Raw genomic sequence first — 16,436 nt, 5'->3', positions numbered from 1 at the left:
ATGAAATTTTGTTTCACACCATTTTGCAGTATTCTTGCAACCCCGACGGTTGCTTAACAGGATGTTGTTTGTTCATGTCGTCTACCGCACTCAGTCATCTTCCTCCTGCCCTCCAGACGCCGCTCTTTTTCCGTCTGGACCTGCGCAGTCAACGGCTGGTCGCCCTGACCGACGTGATGCAAACCCCGCTCTACTGGCTCGACGAGCCGCGTGCTCCCTGGCCTGCCCAGCTGCCCGATGCCCTGCGCCTGCCCATCGAACAACTGCTGGCCAACGGCCATGGCGGCAAGATCACCGTGCGCTTTGCCAGCCAGCTCTGGCACATCGCCCTCGCTCACGAGCAGGATGGCTTCTGGCTCATCTGTCTGCAGAACCTTCGTCAGGAGCCCATCGCCGATCTGGCATTGCAACTGCCGCGCCTCAGCCAGATGGCGAGCCAGCAACAGTATGCGCCCCTGCTCGAGGCCCTTAAAGAGAGTTTGGGGGCCGATCGGCTCATCCTCTGGCACTATCAGGCCAACGGCGATCTCGGCAGCGAGCAACTCACCCCGGTGTTCACCCTGGGGGTCGAAGCGCTCTACCCCATTCGTGGTGACAGCCGCTATATCCGCGCCCTGCGTACCCGCAAAGCGTTGAGTTTCTCGGAGGCCGCCCACCAGCCGATGCTGAGCAATCACCTCTATCTGACCAGTGCCGGTGTGCGCTCACGCCTTGATGGTGCCCTGCTGGAGCAGGACAAGCTGTTCGGGGTGCTGAGTCTGGAGTATCTCGATCCCACCCCGCTTAGCGAGGAGATGTTGCAACTGGTGCGCAGCAGCGCCCAGCTGCTCGGCCACTGGCAACCGCAACCGGAAGAGCACCGCGCCGAGCTGGCCCTCCCGCCCGAACTGCACCAGCAGACCGGCATCGACTACTGCAAGACGCTGGTAAGCTGGGCCATGAGCGCCAGCGGTGCCCGGGTGGGCTGGATCGGCGAGTTCCAACCCCGCGGTCAGGATCTCTGGATCATCCCCCGCTGCGTCATCAACGAGGAGATCTGCTCCACCCTCAAGCCCATCCAGCTCGACCCCGGCCCCGCTCAGGAGCTGTTCCAGCATGGTCAGGCCATCTATGTGGAAGATCTGCCCGTGCGCTATCCCAAGGCGACCCGGCTGCTGGCCCTCAACGCCAGCGCCTACATCGGCATTCCACTCCATGGCCAGAGCGGCGCCCCCATTGGCCAGATCACCCTGCTGCTCGATACCCCCCTCGAGGAGCCCGAACAGCTTCTGGATCTATTGAGCAGCCAGCACGAGCGGGCCGCCATCGAGCTCAAGCGCCTCGCCACCGACGATGCCCTGCGGCTGGCTGAGGTAGCCTTTAATACCCACGATGGGCTGATCGTGATGGATCACAACGGCATCATCCTCAAGGTCAACCACTCCTTCAGCCGGATCACCGGATTTGGCGAGGTAGAGGTGATCGGTCACTCCATTCGCAAGCTGCGCCCCACCTACTACGGGGATCATCTCAAGGAAGATGTCAGCCGCACCGTCAACGAGCAGGAGTTCTGGCTCGGGGAAGAGCGCTGCCTGCACAAGGATGGTCACCTCTTTCCGGTGCGCTTGATGGTGAACGGCGTCAAGGATGAGCAGGGGGAGCTCAGCCACTTTATCTGCAGCTTCTACGACATCACCCAGGAACAAGAGGCAGCCAGACATATCGAGCAGCTCGCCTACTACGACGATCTCTGCGGTCTGCACAACCGCCGCAGCCTCAACCATATTTTGCAGCAGACCCTGAGCGCCCCCAACGGCCAGTGGGGCGCCCTGCTGCTGGTGGATCTCGACAACTTCAAGTCGATCAACGACTCCCTCGGTCATGCCTGCGGCGATCTGCTGCTGCAGGCCGTGGTGCAGCGTTTCAGGGAGCTGCCCCAGGACAATCTGGTGCAGGCGCGCATCTCGGGGGATGAGTTTGCCCTGCTCTTTACCCAGCTCGGACAAGGCGAGGTCACCGCCAAAATTCTGGCAGAGCACTTCGCCCGCGAGCTGATGGGGCTGTTTCGCACCCCGTTCGACATCGGTGATCACAAACTGCACTGCAGCGCCTCGGTGGGGATCAGCCTCTTCTCCGGCAACGAGACGGATCATCTGGTCCTGATGCAACAGGCCGACACCGCGACCCACATGGCCAAGCGCGCCGGTCAGGGCCACTACGTCTTCTTTACCGAGGCGATGGCCCAGCACGAGAAAAATCGGCTGACCCTCACCAATGAGCTGCGCGATGCCCTGCGTCATCACGAGCTGCAGCTCCACTATCAACCTCAATACCGGGTCGACAATGGCTCGCTGTCGGGTATCGAGGCGCTGCTGCGCTGGCAGCGCAGCGACGGCACCATGGTGCCACCCGGGGAGTTTATCCCCATCGCCGAAGAGACCAGCCTGATCCTCGAAATCGGTTACTGGGTGATGAAGACCGCCTGCGCCCAATACAGCTTCTGGCTCAACCGTGGCCTGCAGATCCCCCATCTGTCGGTCAACGTCAGTGCCCGCCAGTTCCACACCCAGGGCTTCGTACAACAGGTGGAGTACATCTTGCGCGACACCGGTGTGCCCCCTTCCCGCCTGCTGCTGGAGGTGACCGAATCGGTAGTCTTGGAGAATCGGCAGGAGAGTATCGCCAGAATGCGCCAGCTCAAGGAGCTCGGCATCCTCATCTCCATCGACGACTTCGGCACAGGCTACTCGTCGCTGGCCTATCTGCGGGATCTGCCCGCCGATGAGGTAAAGCTGGACAGAAGCTTCATTCAGACCCTGGTACACAGCGAACAGGACAGAGCCATCGTCAAGGCGATACTCGATCTGGCCCAGGTCTTTCGTTTTACCGTCACCGCCGAAGGGGTGGAAGAGGAGGCGCAGCTGGCCATCCTCAAAGCGCTGGGATGCCAGCATTATCAAGGGTTTCTCACCAGTCGGCCGCTCACCGTCAAGGGGCTGGAGCAGCTGCTTGGCAGCCGGGCGCCGGACTAAAGGTGTAGGATCAATAGGGGTTTATGTAATAAAATAACGGCCTGCTCGAATCGTTGGAGTTGTTTATGTCTGTCATTAATCGGATCCCTGCCGTTGAAATCAGCCAGCCAGCCGGAGCTCACGGCACCGTTGGCCGGATCCATTCCGTCGAAACCTGCGGCACTGTCGATGGCCCGGGAATACGCTTTATCGTATTCATGCAAGGCTGCCTGATGCGCTGCAAGTACTGCCACAACCGCGATACCTGGGATACCGAAGGTGGCCGCGAAGTGACCGTACCGGAGTTGATGAGTGACATCACCAGCTATCGCCACTTCATGAATGCCTCCGGCGGTGGCGTGACAGCGTCCGGCGGTGAAGCCATGCTGCAACCGGCTTTCATTACCGAACTTTTTACCGCCTGCAAAGAGAAAGGGATCCACACCTGTCTCGACACCAACGGCTTCGTCCGTCATCTCGACGAACAGGTGGACAAGCTGCTCGACCAGACCGATCTGGTGCTGCTCGACATCAAACAGATCAATGACGAGAAACACATTCCGCTGACTCACGTCAGCAACAGATACACCCTGGAGTTTGCCCGCTATCTGGCGGCCAAAGGCAAGACCATGTGGATCCGCTACGTGGTGGTACCGACCTGGAGCGATGACGACGAGAGCGCCGAAGGGCTGGGCCAGTTCATCGCCGAGCTGGGCGAGAGCGTGGAGAAGGTGGAGCTGCTCCCCTACCATGAGCTGGGCAAACACAAGTGGGACGTGCTGGGCGATCCGTACGAGCTGAGCGGGATCAAGCCCCCCAGCAAGGAGACCATGGAACGGGTCAAGGGCATCCTCGGCAAGTACCACAACAACGTCAAATATTGATGGTAAAAGCAGGCTGACTCGTCAGCCTGCTCTGCTATGGGCGGTCGGGAAGACCGCCCGGACTCTACTGCATAAATGGACGACAAGATGAGTGAAGGACAACTCGCCGCCCTCCTGATCTGGCTGGTACTGCTGGCCTTCAGCCTGCGCCGCTCCCTGTGGCAAACCCTCTATGACAACCCCCTCTATCAGCACCTGCTGCTGGGGAGTGCCATCGCGCTGGTGCCGCTCTGGTATCTAAGGGCCGGTCTGCATGAGGGGCTGGAGGTCCATTTTCTCGGGCTCACCTCCCTCACCCTGCTGCTGGGCTGGCGACTGGCGTTGCTCGCCCCCTGCCTGACCCTGCTGGTGCTCGGTTACTTCGGTGTCACCAATCTGGCCGATTTTGGCTGGCAGGCACTGGTTGGCATCGCCCTGCCGGTAGCCACCAGCTGGCTGCTGTTTCTGGCCAGCTGGGCCTGGCTGCCGCGCCATCTCTTTGTCTATATCTTCGTGGCCGCCTTTCTCGGCGGCGCCATCACCATCTCGGTCAAGGTGGCCGCCAGTGCGTTGCTGATGGGGCTGAGTGACAGCTACCCCTGGCACACCATCACGGCGGATTACCTCTCCATCTGGCCACTGCTGTTGTTCCCCGAAGCCCTGCTCAACGGCATGGCGATGACGGTGCTGGCCATCTACCGCCCTCACTGGGTCAATACCTTCTTCGACCGTACCTATCTGGGCAAGTAACGCTCTCTTTCCTGATCTGCGCCCATAAAAAAGGAGAGGCCATCGCCTCTCCTTTTGGTATTCCGAATTCTGTCAAACCTTGGCTTAGTGCAGCTTCAGGGTCGGACGCAGCACACGGTTGATGCGACCCACCAGCATGATGAGGCCGGTCTTGACATAGCCGTGCAGGGCGATCTGGTGCATCCGGTAGAGGGAGATGTAGACCAGACGGGCAATGTAGCCCTCGACCATCATGGATCCACGCATCAGGTTGCCCATCAGGCTGCCCACGGTGGAGAAGCGGCTGAGGGAGACCAGCGAACCGTGGTCGTGGTAGAGGTAGGGCTTCATCTCGCCGCCGTTCATCTTGGCCAGAATGTTCTTGAACGCCTGGCTGGCCATCTGGTGGGCAGACTGGGCGCGCGGCGGCACAAACTTGCCATCCGGCTGCGGGCAGGCAGCGCAGTCACCGATAACGAAGATGCTCTCGTCACGGGTAGTCTGCAGGGTCTCTTTCACCACCAGCTGGTTGATGCGGTTCGTCTCAAGACCAGCGATATCCTTCATGAAGTCAGGTGCCTTGATACCGGCCGCCCACACCATCAGATCCGCTTCAATCAGCTCGCCATCCTTGGTGTGCAGACCGTCGCTGGTCGCTTCGGTGATCATGGTGGCGGTACGCACGTCCACACCCAGCTTGACCAGCTCCTGATGGGCGGCGCCGCTGATGCGCTCCGGCAGAGCCGGCAGAATGCGCGGGCCCGCTTCCACCAGGGTCACCTTCAGGCTGTCGGTGGTGAGGTTCTTGAAGCCGTAGGCGTAGAGCTGCTCGACCGCATTGTAGAGCTCGGCAGAGAGCTCGACGCCGGTTGCGCCGCCGCCGACGATGGCAATCTTCACCTTGTCGCCCGGCTTATATTCGGTGGCGAACTGCAGGAAGCGGTTCATCATGCTGTTGTGGAAACGGTGCGCCTGGGAGGGGCTATCGAGGAAAATACAGTGATCCTTGATGCCCTTGGTGTTGAAGTCGTTGGAGACAGAACCGATGGCCATCACCAGATAGTCGTAGGGCAGTTCGCGCTCGTTGACCACGATGTCGCCATTGTCGTCGTGGATCGGGGCCAGCACGATGCGTTTATCGTCACGCTTGATGTCGGTCAGGGTGCCGAGCTGGAAGTCGAAACCGTGGTTCTTGGCGTGAGACTGGTAGCTCAGGGCATCGATGCCCGCGTCCATGGAGCCGGTGGCCACTTCGTGCAGCAGGGGTTTCCACAGGTGGGTGCGGTTGCGATCGACCAGAGTGATCTTGGCCTTGTTCTTCTTGCCAAGCTTGCGACCCAGACTGGTGGCCAGCTCCAGGCCACCGGCGCCGCCGCCTACAACGACAATATTCATCATGATGATTTTCCTCGGTTCCTCAAAACGAAAGGGAGCCATTGGCTCCCTAAAACGAAATCGGTCGACGTGATGGATCAGGCTTCTTTGAAGGCCTTCATCCGCTGCAGATGATGCGAGATATTTTTGAACTTATGAGTCTCGCGCTCATCCCACACGATGTCGTAATAGTTCTTCAATTCACGTTCAGTGTCCCGATTATCGCGCACTTCATCCTGAACGGAAAGGATACACAGGCAGTTTCCTGAATTTTTCTTACGAAATTCAGTTACACACTTGGTACCGATATCGTCATATTCTTCCGGCCGGTCGATCTTGCCCTGCATGTTCTCTTCAGGATGGAGGTTGGGGTTGAAGATCACCTGGCGAATGCCGCACAGAAAGCCGATCCGCTCGCTCCAGTAGCCACCAAGACCCACGCCGCAGATCAGCGGTTTGGGATCGGTACTCATATCGAGCTGTTTTTTCACTTCTTTGAGCAGATGGCTCATATCATGACGGGGGTGAACCGTGCTGTAGTGCACGAAACGCACATCATCATCAATAAACTGCAACTGCAGCACTTTCTCGTGATTGCCTGGGCTGGTGGCATCAAAGCCATGCAGATAGATGATCATGGATAAGACCTCAGGATCTGTGTCGGTTTTATCGAAACTACCCCAGCGGCGGCCCCGTGCGCCACCAAAACATCCAACTTTCTTGCTTTGGATCACGCCCCGCCCCTGTTTGCGCCCAGCAGCCCGCGAGCGCCGTCACATGCAGAGAGGCGCATTGCGAGCAACCCTCTGGTGCCCGGCTATCAAAGTGAGATCGCCAGACCGATAATGATAAATCCCTTACCAATCTGAGATGCCCCCACCTCCTTCCCCTGCCAGCAGCCGGGCACTTATCTGGCCGGTATGTGACTCATCCCGCAAAAACAAGGCGTTATCGCCAAACGTTTTCGCTCGTGAGCGGCGTTGTGCATGTTTTGTGCACTGACCCGTGCTGCACCGGCTCCCTCTCACTACTGCCGAGGGATCTGGCTCCTCTGTCAATACACGAGATCAATGACCGGGAAAGCTGCGGCTTTCACTATCTTGCCTGTAGCAGTTGCGCGGGCTTCAAGGAGTGATCTGTTCATGAACGAGACCAATCCCCCCTCCCCCCGACCGGGTGCGCGCAAGCGCCCGGTGAATGAAGTGGAGCGCATGCTCCCCATGGGCCAACTATTTACCCTGGGCCTGCAACATGTGCTGGTGATGTACGCCGGCGCCGTGGCGGTGCCACTGGTGATTGGCGGCAGTCTGGGGCTGCCCAAGGAGCAGATCTCCTACCTCATCAGTTCGGATCTCTTCTGCTGCGGCATCGTCACCCTGCTGCAATGTGTCGGGATTGGCCGCTTTGCCGGGATCCGGCTGCCGGTCATCATGTCGGTCACCTTTGCCGCCGTGATGCCCATGCTGGCCATCGGAGCCAACCCGGATCTGGGGCTGACGGGCATCTTCGGCGCCACCATAGCCGCTGGCATCATCTCGACCCTGCTGGTGCCCCTGATAGGCCGGCTGATGCCGCTCTTCCCCACCGTCGTCACCGGGGTGGTTATCACCTCCATCGGGATCAGCATCATGCAGGTGGGGATCGACTGGATGGCGGGGGGCAAGGGTAATCCGGAATATGGCAGCCTGCGCTATATCGGCACCAGCTTTCTGGTGCTCGTCTTTATCCTGCTGGTGACCCGCTTCACCAAGGGCTTTTTCAGCAATATCTCGGTGCTGCTCGGGATCATCTTCGGTTTCGCGGTGGCCATCGCCATGGGCGAAGTAAGCCTCGATGGCCTCGGCGAGGCAGCCTGGTTTGCCCCCATAGTGCCGTTTGCGTTTGGTTGGCCCACCTTCGATCCCATCTCCATCGCCACCCTGACGGTGATCATGCTGATCACCTTTATCGAGTCGATGGGGATGTTTCTGGCCCTTGGCGACATCGTCGGCCATCCGGCCAGGCGCGGTGATATCGTGCGCGGGCTGCGGGTGGATGGCATCGGCACCATTATTGGTGGGATATTCAACAGCTTCCCCCACACCTCCTTCTCCCAGAATATCGGTCTGGTGAGCGTGACCGGAGTATCTAGTCGCTGGGTCTGCGTGATGTCGGGGGGGATCCTGCTCGCCTTTGGCCTCATCCCCAAGATGTCGGTGCTGGTCGCCTCCATCCCGCCCTTCGTGCTGGGGGGCGCCGGTATCGTGATGTTCGGTATGGTGCTGGCCACCGGCATTCGCATCCTGGCGCGCACCGATTACAACAGCAACCGTCACAACCTCTATATCGTCGCCATCAGTCTCGGAATTGGCATGATCCCGACGGTCTCCGGGAATTTTTTCCAGCAGCTTCCGGCGCAGCTACAACCGCTTTTTCATAGCGGTATCCTGCTGGCCACCATCAGCTCGGTGCTGCTCAACCTCTTCTTCAACGGCTATCAGCCGGATCTGACTCACCAGACCCGCCCCCTGTTCGTTGGCCCCATCAAACCGCAGCAAGAGCAGGCATAACAAACAGGCCCCCGGACAGCGAGACTGTCCGGGGGCCTGTTGTTCATATCACCGCTGACCCAATCAGGCAGGCAACTGCGTGAAGCGCTCTACCGCCTGCGCTACTTGTGCCAGACTCCCCTGCCAGAAGGCGGCCTCACGGATATCCTGCCCCAGATGCTTGGCTACCAGATCTTCGGCGCTCATCCGGCCGGTATCGCGCAGCAAGGCGCGATACGCCTCGGCCACTCCCGCTTCCCCCGCCGCTTTGCGGCTCGTCAACTGCTGATAGACCCCGAGGCTGAACAGGTAACCGAACAGATAGGGGTAGTTGTAAAAACCCAGCCCCGCGATGGAGAAGTGCGCCTTGGCCGCCCAGAACATGGGGTGATAGCGGCAGAGGCTCTTCTCATACCAGCGTCCCCACGCCTCATCGGTCAGCTCCTTGAGGCGGGCCGGCGCAACATAGCCATGCTCCCGCTCGGCCACCAGCGCCCGCTCGAAGTCGAAACGGGCTGGGATATTGACCAGGAAGGTAGCTGCGCCATCGGCCTCGGCCCAAGCGATCGCCAACTGCTCTTCGGGACTTTCTGCCTGCTCGAACAGGGCGCTGCGCACCAGAGTCTCGGCAAAGATGGAGGCCGTTTCGGCCAGCGTCATGGGATAGCTGCGCTGACTCATCGGCAGATCGCGGATCAACCAGTTGTGCCAGGCGTGGCCCAGCTCATGGGCCAGCGTAATGACGTTGTCCATGGTGCCGGCATAGGTGACGAAGACCCGCGGCTCGACCGGTTCGGCAAACTTGGTGCAATAGGCGCCGGTGCGGCGATTTTGCGTGGGCGCCGCATCAATCCACCCCTTCTCGGCCATCATACGGGCAAATGCACCCATCTCGTGATCGAATCGGCTAAAGGCATCGGCAATCAGCGCGATCGCCTCATCAAAAGGAATGTCGCGGCTGCTGGAAGCCGGCGGCGGCGCAAAGAGATCCTCCGGCCCCAGATCGTCGAGACCAAGGCGCTCGGCCATCAGCCCCAGGGCGCGCTGACCCAACCCACGGGCTCGCCAGGTTTCGCTCATCAGGGCATCGAGGGTGGCACGCTCGATATGGCTCTGGTGGCAAGAGAGATCCAGCGCATCGAGCAACCGGGTGTTGCCACGCTGGCGGGCCAGCTCCAGCCGCCAGCCGTTGAGGGCATTGAGGATGGCGGCCACCGTCTCCTGCTCTCCCTCCCAGCCAGCACTGATGGCATCAAAGGCTTCTAAACGCAGCGCACGTATCGGGCTGGAGAGCAGATTGCTCGCCTCGGCCAGCCCCATCTCGCGGCCATCAATGGTCAAACGGATCTTGCCCACCAGATCGTTATAGAGGTTGCCCCAGGCGTGCAGACCATCGGTGCCCAGACCGATCACCAGCTGCTCCGCCGCCACCGGCAAGCGCTGATCCTGCAAACGACGCTCATGGCCCAAGCGGTACGCCTCCTCACCGAGCAGCGGATCACTCATCAGCGCGGCGAATTTCTCTTCCGGCAACGCCAGCATCAGATCTTCCACCGGCGCCAGCGTCTTGAACAGATCGGCATTAAGGGCGCGGGCACGGGACGCCAGCTGTTTGGCCTGCGGATCCCGCGCATCCTGACTGCCGCGGCACGCGGCCAGAATGGCGACGTTCCAGCCGATATGGCGAATATCACGGGCGCGCAACCGCACTTCCCGCAAGAAATCCAGCAGCGCTGCGTCATCATCGCGCACCCCGTCCAGACCCACCATATAGCTGGCCAGCTCTTCCAGCGCGTGGCGGGCTGCGCGCATGTCCGCTTCCAGCTCGGTGCTGTCGAGGCCCGGGTAGATATGGTCGTTATTCCACTGTTGTTGATACATAGCTTCTCGCAAAGGCCTTTATCGGGAGGCGCAACAGACCTGCGGGCAGCAAGTCAGAGACCGGGCAACCCGAAGGCCAAAAAATGAAGAGAGGAAAAAGAGAACATGGCCCGCAAGCTCGCTTATCCCTTGGCCGGGGCAAGACGGCTCACCAGCGTCATCAAGACAACCAGCAGCAGACCCGCCACCACACCGGCCACGGCGTTGAGCAGGGTCGGCGTCACCGCCGCCAGTACGGCCCCTACTGTGGGCAGGGTGGCGACAACAGCGGCTGCGCCTTCAATCAGGTGATGGGCAAAAGGCCAGCCATGCACCAGAATGCCACCACCCACCATAAACATGGCAATGGTGCCGACCAGTGCCAGCAGGTGCATCAGACGAGGAGCCGTCACCAACAGTCCCTGCCCCACCGCGCGGCGCAGGACGCTGCCATCGGGCTTTTGCAGCAGATGCAGACCGATGTCATCGAGCTTGACGATCAGCCCCACCAACCCGTAGACCCCGATGGTCATCAGCAGGGCGATGCCCGCCACTACCGAGAGCTGCAGCGCGAGGCTTGCTCCCTGTACCGTGCCAAGGGCGATGACGATGATCTCGGCAGAGAGAATAAAATCGGTGCGGATCGCCCCTTTTACCTTCTGCTGCTCGAAGGCGACCAGATCATCGGGAATGGGGGCTGTATGTGCCTCACCCTCGCTCACTTCATGAGGCAGGAACTTGTGGGCCAGCTTCTCGCCCCCCTCAAAGCAGAGGTAGGCACCTCCCAACATCAAGAGCGGCGTGATAAGCCAGGGCACCAGCGCACTGATGGCGATGGCGGCGGGCACCAGAATCAGCTTGTTGCGAAATGACCCCTTGGCCACCGCCCACACCACCGGCAGCTCCCGCTCGGCACGCACCCCGGAGACCTGCTCCGCGTTGAGGGCCAGATCATCCCCCAACACCCCGGCGGTCTTCTTCGCCGCCATCTTGGTCATCAGCGCCACGTCATCAAGCACGCTGGCGATATCGTCGAGCAGGGCCAACAAACTGGTTCCAGCCATATCAAAGATCCCTTATATCAGTGAGAAACGTCTTCCCGAAAAATGTCTCGCGCTCGTTCACCACGACCTTGGTCATCAGCGTCACGTCATCTAGCACGCTGGCGATATCATCGAGCAGGGCCAACAAACTGGTTCCGGCCATATCAAAGATTCCTTATATCAGTGAGAACACCCCCGGGAGAGAGGTGTACGTCCCGATAACCACCAGGGTCAAGAGGGCCACCTCATGGCGATCGCAGGCCATCATCGGCCGCGCCAAGAATTCGGCGCTCGCCATCGGGGGGTTACGTCTTTCGGGCAAAAGATGGCACAGTGTAACGAGAAGCCGCCGTTTCGGCAGCCCCCCTGAGCCATTTGTTCCTGGTTCCCTCTGAATCACCTCAAGGAGTTCCCATGCAACCCTGGCAACCTCTGCTCGATCTCTGGTTTGGCGACGAAGCCGATGATGACCTGCGGGCCACACGGCAAGCCCCCCTCTGGTGGGGGAAAAGCAGCGAAACGGATGCCCTGCTGGCCAAGCAGTTTGGCGCGCAAGCAGAGGCGGCCGCCAACGGGGAGCTGGCCGACTGGGCCGATACTCCCAGCGGTCGGCTGGCGCTGATCCTGCTGCTCGACCAACTGCCCCGCAATATCCATCGCGGCACGCCTGCGGCCTTTGCCCAGGATCCGCTGGCAAGGGATCTCTGCCTGAAAGGGCTGTCCATCGGGGCTGACAAATCCCTCTCGCCACTGGAGCGGGTCTTCTTCTATCTGCCGCTGGAACATGCCGAATCCCGCGAACAACAGGCCAGAAGTGTGGCGCTGTTCGAGGCACTCGCTGCCGAGCAGGCTGGCACACCGGCGCAGGCGACCTTTGCCGGATTTGCCGACTTTGCCCGCCGCCATCAGGTGATCATCGAACGCTTTGGCCGCTTCCCCCACCGCAACGACATACTCGGTCGCACCAGCACACCGGAAGAGGCGGCATTTTTGCAGCAACCGGGCTCAGGTTTCTAAGCAGGCCATATAAAAAATCCCCGCCAGCTGGCGGGGATAGCAGATGGATAACAACCGTCGGCGTTACTGAATGCGGTAGCGGGATATTTGCTGGTGGATGCTCTCGGTGGTGACATTGAGCTCCTCGGCGGCGGCTGAGGTCTCCTCCGCTGTGCTGCTGGTTTGCTGCACGACCTGAGCAATCTGCTCTACCTGATGAGCGATCGACTCGGCGGCCGAACTCTGCTCGCGGATGGCATTGGTGATCTCGCCCACCTGCTCCATCACCCGGTGCGACGCACTGCGGATCTCGGCAATAATGGCGCCACTCTCGGTCGCCATGGTGACCCCCTGGCTCACCTTCTCCTCCACCAGATGCATGCGTGAGACCGTATTGTTCGACTCCTGCTGGATCGCCTCTACAGTGGCAGATATCTCCTGAGTGGATTGGGCTGTGCGCTCCGCCAGTTTGCGCACCTCATCCGCCACCACCGCAAAGCCACGGCCGGACTCCCCGGCCCTCGCCGCTTCAATGGCCGCGTTCAAGGCCAGCAAGTTGGTCTGCCCCGCCACATCACGGATCACGTTGACCACACCGCCAATGCGCGAAATGCCCTCACCCAGCGCAATGACCTCGGCCGAGGCCTGCCGAATGGAGTCGGCGATCTCGTTGATGGCATGAACGGTACGATCTATGGTTCTGCTTCCTTCGCTAGCCAGCTGCCCTGACTCATTGGTGATACGGCTCGTCTCCTGGGTACGCTGGGAGATATCTGTGATGCTGACCGTCATCTCTTCCACACCGGCGGCGATCAGACTGGTAGCATCATTGGCCTGACTGGCCGAGCTGGCGAGGTGCTGCGCCGCTTGAGAGAGGGATTCGGCAGTGCTCTTGATCTGCAAGCTGCCGACGGAAAATTCGGTAAATGTCTGTTGCAGCGTATCGAGCAACCGGTTGACCGCATTGAGGGTCAGACCAATCTCATCCTGCTGTTTCACATCCGCTCTGAGGGTAAAGTTGAGGTCGCGCTGGATCCGGGTCAGGGTATCCATGGCGGTGCGAAGAGGATTGGCCACCTGATTGAACAACCAGACAAACAGCCCCATCGTCAGCACAATGGTGCCACCGGCGATAAACAGCAGGGTTTGCAGGCTGTTGTCGTAGTTCTCCTGGCCCTGCTTCTTGAGCGCCAGTCCCAAATCCATATTGAAGTTGACGTGAAGCTCGATTGCCTTGGCAAACTGCTGGAACACTCTGGTGGCTTCTCCCGCCAGCATGTCTCGCGCTTCATCGTTCTTGTTTTGTCTGGAGAGCTGCAGAACCTTGTCTATCTCCTGATAATATTGCGCGACAATACGTTGATCATCGTCGGTCAGGCGCCGATCTTCATCATTGGAGAGCATCTCAGCTTTGTATTTGTCGAGCAGTGAAGTGATCTGTCCCTGTATCTCGGTGATACCCGTTTCGATCTGCTGCATCTTGCCGGTGTCGGTATTGAGCACATGTGTCTGCACCAGCGAGTGCAATTCATAGAAATCGGCCTGCACTTGCTTAATCAGCGAAATACTGGGCACCGTATTGTCCGTCACATAGCCTAAATCCCGGTTGGCCGAATCGAGGCGGTTGATACTGAACCAACTGAGAAAAATGAGCGTCAGCATCACCAGCAGCGCGATCAGTTGCAGTCGACGAGCAATATTCATAACCGTACACTCCAGATGAAAACTATCTAGCAGTGTAGACGAGCCATAAACAACAACGGCCCGCATTGGCGGGCCGTTGTTGTTTATTTTTCATGGCGTTGTGATCAGGCTTTGGCTGGCTCACTCTCGCCCAGCGCGACGGTTTCACCCAGACTGTCTTCGGTCTTGGCCACCACGCTGGCGGCGATGGCGTTGCCCAGCACGTTGGTGGCAGAGCGGCCCATGTCGAGGAAGTGATCGATCCCCAGCAGCAGCAGGATGCCCGCTTCCGGAATATGGAATTGGTTCAGGGTGGCGGCAATCACCACCAGAGAGGCGCGCGGTACCCCGGCCATCCCCTTGGAGGTGACCATCAGCAGCAGCAGCATGGTGATCTGCTGGGCCATGGAGAGCTCGATTCCATACGCTTGGGCAATGAACATCACCGCGAAGGTGCAGTACATCATGGAGCCGTCGAGGTTGAAGGAGTAACCCATCGGCAGCACGAAGCTGGCAATGCGCTTGTCACAACCGAACTTCTCCAGACGATCCAGGGTCTTCGGATAGGCGGCTTCAGAGCTGGCGGTCGAGAAGGCGAGCAGGATGGGTTCGCGGATCATCGCCAGCAGCTTGATGACACGACCACGCAGGAAGACGCTGCCCATGGCGATCAGCAGCAGCCAGAGGCAGGCCAGCGCGATGTAGAACTGGGCCATAAAGCTGCCGTAGGTAACCAGAATACCCAGCCCCTCTTTGGCCACCATGGCGGCGATGGCGCCAAATACCGCGAACGGCGCAAAGTTCATCACGTAACCGGTCACTTTCAGCATGATCTCGGCAGCGCTGGCCATCAGCACCACCACCGGCTTGGCCAGATCGCCGAGCGCAGCGGCGGCCAGACCGAAGAAGAGTGAGAAGACCACGATCTGCAGGATCTCGTTGGTGGCCATTGCCTCTACCACGCTTTTGGGGATGGCGTGGGTCACGAAATCTTTCAGGGTAATGGCACCGGCAGCAATGCCCGAGCTGGCGGTGTCATTGGGCAGGGAGAGCGAAAGCCCCACACCCGGCTGCATCAGGGTCACCATCACCAGACCCAGGCTCAGGGACATCAGGGAGGCCAGCATAAACCAGCCGAGGGTCTTGGCACCGATACGCCCCACGGTGCGGGTGTCGCCCATCTTGGCGATACCGACCACCAGGGTGGTGAAGACCAGGGGAGCGATGATCATCTTGATCAGTCGCAGGAAGATATCGGTCAGGATCGTGATGTTATTGGCAAAATCCGCAGCCTGATCTGCGGCAAACATGCGATAGCCCTGGCCGGTGAGGATGCCAAACATCATGGAGATGAGGATGGCGACCGTCAGTTTATTCATTTTCATGGGGGAGTCCCGGTTTTGATTGGTGCAAGCCGTAAACGGTGGCATGGGAGCCACAACAGTCCGTTTTTGTGATCCGAGCCGTTGATTCCTGGCGGCTGGTATGCTGGGAGAATGCCTAAAAGCAGGGGGTAAATCTAGAGGCTTTCTCCAGAATTTTATCCTGCCATTAGGTGTATGTGATATAGATCTTGCAAACCACCAATATTAATCACTGTTTATTTTGATTTCAGCGAGATATTTCGCATCCAGAGTTCGCTCATCGAGTGCCCGTGGCAACAGGCGAAAAGTGAGCAGCGCCGAGATGGTATGCTGCACCTGCATCTGGGCCATAAAGAGATCCGGCTCATCCTCGTCAAAGCCGAAGATCGGCCGTGATGGGGTCACCCTGACGGCATCGCGGTTAATGGTCAGCTCATCGACCTTGAGCCAGGAGTAACCCTCTGCCAGTGCCAGCTCCCCTGCCCGCTTGAGCACATATTTGCGGGCGGTCTCCCTGTCCACCAGATCGTTGCCGACAAACTCCAGCTGCCACTTGTCCGGGCCAAGCCGGGTCTGGGAAAAACCGGTCTGGCCGTTCCAGAATGACTTTTCACTCTGGTAAGGGGTGGCGCAGCCCACCAGCAGCAGGGTGAGCATCAGCAGACAACAGGGTTTAGATACGGATGCAGACACGAGAGGCCTCGCCAGGCAAATGAGCAACAGAGTTGTTACTACACCATAAAGCGCGGTGACTGCACAATCTGCTCACGCCAGCAGCGACCAGCGTGCATCACCACAGGCTTCACGCCTGTGCGGCGAATCGCAGGCAAAAGAAAAGGCCTTGTCGTTTGACAAGGCCTTTACCGGGGAATTTGGTCGGTGTGAGAGGATTCGAACCTCCGACCCTCTACACCCCATGCAGATGCGCTACCTGGCTGCGCTACACACCGACGGAGTCAGCTCGGCTGACGGGGGCAGAGTTTATGGAGATGACCCCGCCCTGTCA

General features: G+C 59.6%; 13 protein-coding genes and 1 tRNA gene. 5 read left to right on the top strand and 9 right to left on the bottom strand.

The window, feature by feature from the left end:
- Positions 1 to 74 precede the first annotated feature (74 nt).
- The 3 genes from G5193_RS00635 to G5193_RS00625 all read left to right on the top strand — a co-directional run bounded on the left by G5193_RS00635 (position 75) and on the right by G5193_RS00625 (position 4,603).
- Positions 75 to 3,011 carry a sensor domain-containing phosphodiesterase gene (locus G5193_RS00635; RefSeq protein ID WP_245133507.1) on the top strand — a complete coding sequence of 979 codons (2,937 nt, stop codon included), beginning with the start codon at positions 75 to 77 and terminating at the stop codon, positions 3,009 to 3,011.
- Between the two features lie 65 nt (positions 3,012 to 3,076).
- Positions 3,077 to 3,874 (top strand): pyruvate formate lyase 1-activating protein, encoded by a 798-nt coding sequence (gene pflA / locus G5193_RS00630; protein ID WP_005333994.1) that lies wholly within the window; start codon positions 3,077 to 3,079, stop codon positions 3,872 to 3,874.
- 87 nt (positions 3,875 to 3,961) lie between these two features.
- Complete coding sequence (locus G5193_RS00625) at positions 3,962 to 4,603, top strand: energy-coupling factor ABC transporter permease (RefSeq protein WP_257699128.1); 642 nt, start codon at positions 3,962 to 3,964, stop codon at positions 4,601 to 4,603.
- An 84-nt stretch (positions 4,604 to 4,687) separates the two neighbouring features.
- On the opposite strand, the gene G5193_RS00620 is transcribed toward G5193_RS00625, so the two are convergent.
- Positions 4,688 to 5,980 (bottom strand): NAD(P)/FAD-dependent oxidoreductase, encoded by a 1,293-nt coding sequence (locus tag G5193_RS00620; RefSeq protein ID WP_421173037.1) that lies wholly within the window; start codon positions 5,978 to 5,980, stop codon positions 4,688 to 4,690.
- Between the two features lie 74 nt (positions 5,981 to 6,054).
- Positions 6,055 to 6,594 carry an alpha/beta hydrolase YcfP gene (gene ycfP / locus G5193_RS00615; protein ID WP_005334000.1) on the bottom strand — a complete coding sequence of 180 codons (540 nt, stop codon included), beginning with the start codon at positions 6,592 to 6,594 and terminating at the stop codon, positions 6,055 to 6,057.
- A gap of 504 nt (positions 6,595 to 7,098) precedes the next feature.
- On the opposite strand from ycfP, the gene G5193_RS00610 reads away from it, so the two are divergent.
- Positions 7,099 to 8,505 carry a nucleobase:cation symporter-2 family protein gene (locus G5193_RS00610; RefSeq protein ID WP_421204688.1) on the top strand — a complete coding sequence of 469 codons (1,407 nt, stop codon included), beginning with the start codon at positions 7,099 to 7,101 and terminating at the stop codon, positions 8,503 to 8,505.
- Positions 8,506 to 8,568: 63 nt separating this feature from the next.
- On the opposite strand, the gene G5193_RS00605 is transcribed toward G5193_RS00610, so the two are convergent.
- The 3 genes from G5193_RS00605 to G5193_RS00595 form a co-directional block, all read right to left on the bottom strand.
- A complete protein-coding gene (locus tag G5193_RS00605) occupies positions 8,569 to 10,365 on the bottom strand; it encodes a M3 family oligoendopeptidase (RefSeq protein ID WP_421204687.1) in 1,797 nt (598 codons plus the stop codon).
- Between the two features lie 122 nt (positions 10,366 to 10,487).
- Positions 10,488 to 11,408 carry a DUF808 domain-containing protein gene (locus G5193_RS00600; protein ID WP_421204686.1) on the bottom strand — a complete coding sequence of 307 codons (921 nt, stop codon included), beginning with the start codon at positions 11,406 to 11,408 and terminating at the stop codon, positions 10,488 to 10,490.
- 1 nt (position 11,409) lies between these two features.
- On the bottom strand, positions 11,410 to 11,550 hold the full coding sequence (locus G5193_RS00595) for a hypothetical protein (protein WP_216979039.1): 141 nt from the start codon (positions 11,548 to 11,550) through the stop codon (positions 11,410 to 11,412).
- Positions 11,551 to 11,801: 251 nt separating this feature from the next.
- Between G5193_RS00595 and G5193_RS00590 the strand changes: the two genes are divergently transcribed.
- Positions 11,802 to 12,404: a DUF924 family protein gene (locus G5193_RS00590; protein WP_421204685.1), complete on the top strand. Its 603-nt coding sequence runs from the start codon at positions 11,802 to 11,804 to the stop codon at positions 12,402 to 12,404.
- Between the two features lie 63 nt (positions 12,405 to 12,467).
- On the opposite strand, the gene G5193_RS00585 is transcribed toward G5193_RS00590, so the two are convergent.
- The 4 genes from G5193_RS00585 to G5193_RS00570 form a co-directional block, all read right to left on the bottom strand.
- Complete coding sequence (locus tag G5193_RS00585; protein WP_421204684.1) at positions 12,468 to 14,087, bottom strand: methyl-accepting chemotaxis protein; 1,620 nt, start codon at positions 14,085 to 14,087, stop codon at positions 12,468 to 12,470.
- A gap of 104 nt (positions 14,088 to 14,191) precedes the next feature.
- Complete coding sequence (locus G5193_RS00580; RefSeq protein WP_005334018.1) at positions 14,192 to 15,451, bottom strand: dicarboxylate/amino acid:cation symporter; 1,260 nt, start codon at positions 15,449 to 15,451, stop codon at positions 14,192 to 14,194.
- 204 nt (positions 15,452 to 15,655) lie between these two features.
- Positions 15,656 to 16,087 carry a CC0125/CC1285 family lipoprotein gene (locus tag G5193_RS00575; protein WP_216980324.1) on the bottom strand — a complete coding sequence of 144 codons (432 nt, stop codon included), beginning with the start codon at positions 16,085 to 16,087 and terminating at the stop codon, positions 15,656 to 15,658.
- Positions 16,088 to 16,303: 216 nt separating this feature from the next.
- A tRNA-Pro gene (locus G5193_RS00570) sits at positions 16,304 to 16,380 on the bottom strand.
- Between the last annotated feature and the right edge of the window lie 56 nt (positions 16,381 to 16,436).

It is taken from the genome of Aeromonas sp. 601027 (assembly GCF_049174455.1).
Taxonomy (GTDB): Bacteria; Pseudomonadota; Gammaproteobacteria; order Enterobacterales; family Aeromonadaceae; genus Aeromonas; species Aeromonas veronii_A.
Note: the sequence above shows the minus strand (reverse complement) of the source record. Positions and strands in the feature narration are given on the sequence as shown.

Coding starts and splice junctions, on each gene's coding strand:
- G5193_RS00600 (WP_421204686.1), bottom strand. CDS start 11,408: ATGGCTGGAACCAGTTTGTTGGCCCTGCTCGACGATATCGCCAGCGTG.
- G5193_RS00585 (WP_421204684.1), bottom strand. CDS start 14,087: ATGAATATTGCTCGTCGACTGCAACTGATCGCGCTGCTGGTGATGCTG.
- G5193_RS00605 (WP_421204687.1), bottom strand. CDS start 10,365: ATGTATCAACAACAGTGGAATAACGACCATATCTACCCGGGCCTCGAC.
- G5193_RS00575 (WP_216980324.1), bottom strand. CDS start 16,087: ATGCTCACCCTGCTGCTGGTGGGCTGCGCCACCCCTTACCAGAGTGAA.
- G5193_RS00620 (WP_421173037.1), bottom strand. CDS start 5,980: ATGATGAATATTGTCGTTGTAGGCGGCGGCGCCGGTGGCCTGGAGCTG.
- pflA (WP_005333994.1), top strand. CDS start 3,077: ATGTCTGTCATTAATCGGATCCCTGCCGTTGAAATCAGCCAGCCAGCC.
- ycfP (WP_005334000.1), bottom strand. CDS start 6,594: ATGATCATCTATCTGCATGGCTTTGATGCCACCAGCCCAGGCAATCAC.
- G5193_RS00580 (WP_005334018.1), bottom strand. CDS start 15,451: ATGAAAATGAATAAACTGACGGTCGCCATCCTCATCTCCATGATGTTT.
- G5193_RS00625 (WP_257699128.1), top strand. CDS start 3,962: ATGAGTGAAGGACAACTCGCCGCCCTCCTGATCTGGCTGGTACTGCTG.
- G5193_RS00595 (WP_216979039.1), bottom strand. CDS start 11,550: ATGGCCGGAACCAGTTTGTTGGCCCTGCTCGATGATATCGCCAGCGTG.
- G5193_RS00590 (WP_421204685.1), top strand. CDS start 11,802: ATGCAACCCTGGCAACCTCTGCTCGATCTCTGGTTTGGCGACGAAGCC.
- G5193_RS00635 (WP_245133507.1), top strand. CDS start 75: ATGTCGTCTACCGCACTCAGTCATCTTCCTCCTGCCCTCCAGACGCCG.
- G5193_RS00610 (WP_421204688.1), top strand. CDS start 7,099: ATGAACGAGACCAATCCCCCCTCCCCCCGACCGGGTGCGCGCAAGCGC.